A 3459-nucleotide genomic window follows, 5' to 3' on the forward strand; every position below is an offset into this window, starting at 1 on the left:
ATCCCCGCGAGGACAGCCAGCTCGCGGTCGGCCTCGGCTGCGACCTCAAGCATGCGGCGAAGTTGGCCTACGCCGACGGCCTCGACCGTGCCGCGCCGCTCGTCACCCCGATCGGCCCCGCCTGCGCGCTGTGCCCCCGCCCCCGCTGCCCCCAGCGCGCGGCGCCGCCGGCGGGCCGGACGCTGACCGTCAACGAAACGCGGAAGACCGTGTCGCCGTTTCCGTTCCTTGGCGGTTAGCCGGGCGGGGCGGCGTTAACCTGAAACAAAAACCCGCGCCCCTAGACGTTCCCGGAACGTCGGGAGGCCCAATATGAAGTTCGTTTCGCTCAAGTCGCGCGGCGGCAATTATCTGGTGGTCGCGCAGAATATCGCCTGGCTCCGCGCGGACGAGGACGGCCAGACCAAGGTCGGCGTCGTCGGCGGCGGCTCGCTGCTCGTCGCCGGAACCCTCGAGGAGACGGCCGCCGCGATCCTGGCGGGGTAGGTGGCCGGTTCGGCCGATCGCGGCGCGCGTTGCGCACGCCGTCAGGTGGACCGCCGCACGAGCCCGATCAGCAGCAGGAGCACGACCGCGCCGATGGTGGCGTACACGATCGCGGTGACGAGGGGATTGACGACAGTGAAGGCGACGCCAACCCGCGGCAGGAGCCAGCCGGCCAGGAACGCACCGACCACGCCGACGACCAGGTTTCCAACCAGACCCAGGCCATAGCCCCGGACGACAACCCCGGCCAGGAAGCCGGCCACAACGCCAACGACGATAAAGATCACGAGAGACTCTGTGGTCATCTTTGGTCTCCTTGCCGTGGCGACCCGAGGGCCGGATCGCCTCGCGACCCGACGCATAACAGGCAACGACGGCGATGGCGCGCGGTTTCGTGGGGCCATGACGGGGTCGAGCCCGCTGCGATCAATCCTCGATCGCGGCCACGGATATCACCTCGATCGCATCCACCTTGCCGCCGAAATCCGAAAAATCGCCAGGGCCCGCGCCGATCAGCGCCCGGGCGAGCGGGGCGGAGAAGGCGATCTTGCCATTGGCCGGGTCCGCCTCGTCGTCGCCGACGATCGCGAAGACACGCGTCTCGCCATTGAGGCGGAAGGTGACGCGGCTGCCGAAGGCCGCTTCGTCCGCGGGCGGCGGCGGAGCGAGCTCGGCGGTGGCGAGTCGGGTGCGCCAGTAGCGCAATTCGCGCTCGATCGGGGCGCGCCGTTCGGTGTCCGACTCGGCGGCGACGGCGGCCTCCAGCGCCGCCACCTTCGCTTCGGTCAAAGCGAGGCCCGCGGCGGTGACCAGATTCGGGCCGGGCGGAATCGGCAGCTCGAAGCGCGGCTCCTTATGCTCCTCGTCCCTCTCCCGCCGAAAGGCGACGCTCATTGGCCTGCCGCTTTCTGCCCGCCGAGCGCGCGGGGAATGCCGGGCTCGCCGAGCGCGCATTCCAGCGTCGCACGGTCCCAGCCGGCGAGGTTCGCCGCCGCTTCATAGGTCGACTGGAGGAAGGCGAGCAGCGCCGCGTCCGGATTCTCGGCCGATCGCACCGCCTGATAATCGAGAACGAACTCGCCGAGCGCCGCATCGAAGCGCGCCGCCTCTGGCGCGACCTTCGCTTGGACGAAGCCTTCGGGCACGGGATAGGCATAGGAATAGAAGAAGGGCCCGCCCTCGCCGCCCGCACCGCCGGGCCAGAAGCCGGCGCTGGACACCTCGTGGCTATAGGCTTCGCGCGTCACCTCGTCGGGGAGGTTCGGGATGCCGCCGGGATGGCGCGGCGCGGTCCGGCCGGAGAAGCGGGTGACGGCGAGATCGAAGCTGCCCCAGAAGAAATGAACCGGGCTGACCTTGCCGAGAAAGGACGAGCGGAACAGGCGGAAGACGCGATCGGCCTGGAGCAGTGCGCCGTGCAGCCGCCGGGCGCTGTCCGGATCGTAGGCCCGCAGCTCCCGATCCTCGGCGAAGGGGATGGCCGGGTCCACCTCGTTCGGCGCGTCATGGATGACGACCGGAAAGCCGGCGCGGGCGAGCATCGCCATCGTCTCGCGGTGAAAATCGGCGACCGCCATCGGCCTGAGCGCGATGCCGTCCCGTCCCTCCGCGAACTCCAGGACCAGCCGGTGCTCGACCAGATCGAAGGCGAGCGTGAAGGCGCCGCCCGGCGCGTGGATTGGTTCGGTCGCGAAGCCGCGCGGCGTCACATGAAGCGTGAGGTGCCAGCCATGGTTGCGCCAGGGCAGCACGGCCGTCGGCACCTTGCCGACGACCTGCGAGAACAGATGCAGCGCGACGATCGTCGGCCGATCTCGGTCGGAGAGGTCGGGCCAGACCCTTTCCATGCCCTCGGCTGCTAGACGCCTTTGGCCCTCATCGCTAGGGCCGCGGCATGAGCGCCGATCTCGACAGGATGAAAGCCGACTGGCTCGCCCGCATCGACGCGGCGGCGGATCTGGCCGCGCTGGAGGCGGAGCGGGTGGCCGCTTTGGGCAAGCAGGGCGCGGTGACGGGGCTGCTCAAGACGCTTGGCGGCATGACGCCAGAGGAGCGCACCGGGCAGGGGCCACGCATCCATGCGCTGCGCGAGGCGGTGACCGAGGCGATTGCGGCCAGGAAGGAGATATTGGACTCGGCGGCGCTGGAGCAACGCCTCGCGACCGAGCGGCTCGACCTCAGCCTGCCGGTCGAGACGGGGCCGCAAGGCTCGATCCACCCGGTGAGCCAGGTGATGGACGAGCTGGCGGAGATTTTCGCGGACCTGGGGTTCTCCGTGGCCACGGGGCCGGAGATCGAGGACGATTGGCGCAATTTCACCGCGCTCAACATCCCCGAGACCCATCCGGCGCGGGCGATGCACGACACCTTCTACTTCGGCGACAATCGCCGCGACGCCGAGGGACGGCAGATGCTGCTGCGCACCCACACCTCGCCAGTGCAGATCCGGACGATGCAGAGCCAGGAGCCGCCGATCTATGTGATCGCGCCGGGTCGCACCTATCGCTCCGACAGCGATGCCACCCATACGCCGATGTTCCATCAGGTCGAGGGGCTGGTGATCGACAAGGGCATCACGCTCGGCCACCTCAAATGGACGCTGGAGACCTTCCTGAAGGCCTTTTTCGAGCGCGACGACATCGTTTTGCGCCTGCGCCCCTCCTATTTCCCGTTCACCGAGCCTTCGGCCGAGGTGGATGTCGGCTACACGATCGAGAACGGCCGGCGCGTTCTCGGCGGCTCGGATCACTGGATGGAGCTCTTGGGCTCGGGCATGGTCCATCCGCGCGTGATCGCCAATTGCGGGCTCGATCCGGACGAATGGCAGGGCTTCGCCTTCGGCTGCGGCATCGACCGGCTGGCGATGCTCAAATATGGCATGGACGACCTCAGGGCCTTCTTCGACGGCGATATCCGCTGGCTGAAGCATTACGGCTTCCGCGCGCTCGACGTGCCGACGCTGTCGGGAGGCGT

The 3459-nt window shown here is 68.9% G+C and carries 6 protein-coding genes; 3 read left to right on the forward strand and 3 right to left on the reverse strand.

Translation table 11 applies throughout. From position 1 onward, the window contains the following. Together ACT4N3_RS12015 and ACT4N3_RS12020 are read left to right on the forward strand one after the other, a co-directional pair. Nucleotides 1-239 (forward strand): short-chain fatty acyl-CoA regulator family protein (locus ACT4N3_RS12015; RefSeq protein WP_444855461.1); only part of this gene is annotated, 239 nt, incomplete at its 5' end. Nucleotides 240-312: 73 nt separating this feature from the next. Continuing rightward, the gene (locus ACT4N3_RS12020) at nt 313-486 is read left to right on the forward strand and encodes a hypothetical protein (protein ID WP_444855462.1); all 174 of its coding nucleotides are present in this window, start codon (nt 313-315) and stop codon (nt 484-486) included. A 41-nt stretch (nt 487-527) separates the two neighbouring features. On the opposite strand, the gene ACT4N3_RS12025 is transcribed toward ACT4N3_RS12020, so the two are convergent. The 3 genes from ACT4N3_RS12025 to ACT4N3_RS12035 all read right to left on the reverse strand — a co-directional run bounded on the left by ACT4N3_RS12025 (nt 528) and on the right by ACT4N3_RS12035 (nt 2333). Continuing rightward, nucleotides 528-791: a GlsB/YeaQ/YmgE family stress response membrane protein gene (locus tag ACT4N3_RS12025; protein WP_444855463.1), complete on the reverse strand. Its 264-nt coding sequence runs from the start codon at nt 789-791 to the stop codon at nt 528-530. A 121-nt stretch (nt 792-912) separates the two neighbouring features. Then, complete coding sequence (locus tag ACT4N3_RS12030) at nt 913-1380, reverse strand: GreA/GreB family elongation factor (RefSeq protein WP_444855464.1); 468 nt, start codon at nt 1378-1380, stop codon at nt 913-915. After that, nucleotides 1377-2333 (reverse strand): DUF5996 family protein, encoded by a 957-nt coding sequence (locus ACT4N3_RS12035; protein ID WP_444855465.1) that lies wholly within the window; start codon nt 2331-2333, stop codon nt 1377-1379. The genes ACT4N3_RS12030 and ACT4N3_RS12035 overlap by 4 nt, the downstream gene beginning before the upstream one ends. A gap of 47 nt (nt 2334-2380) precedes the next feature. On the opposite strand from ACT4N3_RS12035, the gene pheS reads away from it, so the two are divergent. After that, nucleotides 2381-3459: phenylalanine--tRNA ligase subunit alpha (gene pheS, locus ACT4N3_RS12040; RefSeq protein ID WP_444855466.1), on the forward strand; the 1079-nt coding region annotated here is incomplete at its 3' end.

Origin of the sequence: Sphingosinicella sp., from assembly GCF_052388015.1 — a bacterium.
Classification (GTDB): domain Bacteria; phylum Pseudomonadota; class Alphaproteobacteria; order Sphingomonadales; family Sphingomonadaceae; genus Allosphingosinicella.